1 protein-coding gene is annotated in these 448 nt (G+C 31.5%); it reads left to right on the top strand.

Annotated elements, in window-relative coordinates:
* On the top strand, positions 1 to 448 hold a 448-nt coding region (locus CQA53_RS13475; protein WP_245945929.1), incomplete at both ends, for a lipase family protein.

Raw genomic sequence — 448 nt, 5'->3', positions numbered from 1 at the left:
TGCTACTTTATTTTATGATACAGATACACAAAATTACATCATAGCTTTTAGAGGCACAGAGAATACTGGTGATTATATAGCAGATATATTTTTAGCATTAGCAGGAGTAGCTATAACTCAAATCATTGCAATGAGTAGTTTTGCAAAAGATATATTTGAAACCATTGTGATTCATCATCAAAAGCTATCAAAGACAAATAATCCAAACTCTAAAGAGATAGCGTGTAAATATAATTCCCTTCAAAGTATTAGAGAGTATTTCAATACACATAATATCAATGTCATTGTTACAGGGCATTCACTAGGTGGATTCTTAGCTCAAAGCTTCGCACTTACTTATCCAAACAGAATAAAAGAAGTTTATACTTATAATGCACCAGGTATGGGTGGTATAGTAGCTTCTGCATTAGTTATATTTTTACGAGTGATTAGGATAATATGGAAACTC

This window comes from Helicobacter didelphidarum (genome assembly GCF_003364195.1).
GTDB lineage: Bacteria > Campylobacterota > Campylobacteria > Campylobacterales > Helicobacteraceae > Helicobacter_A > Helicobacter_A didelphidarum.
Note: the sequence above shows the minus strand (reverse complement) of the source record. Positions and strands in the feature narration are given on the sequence as shown.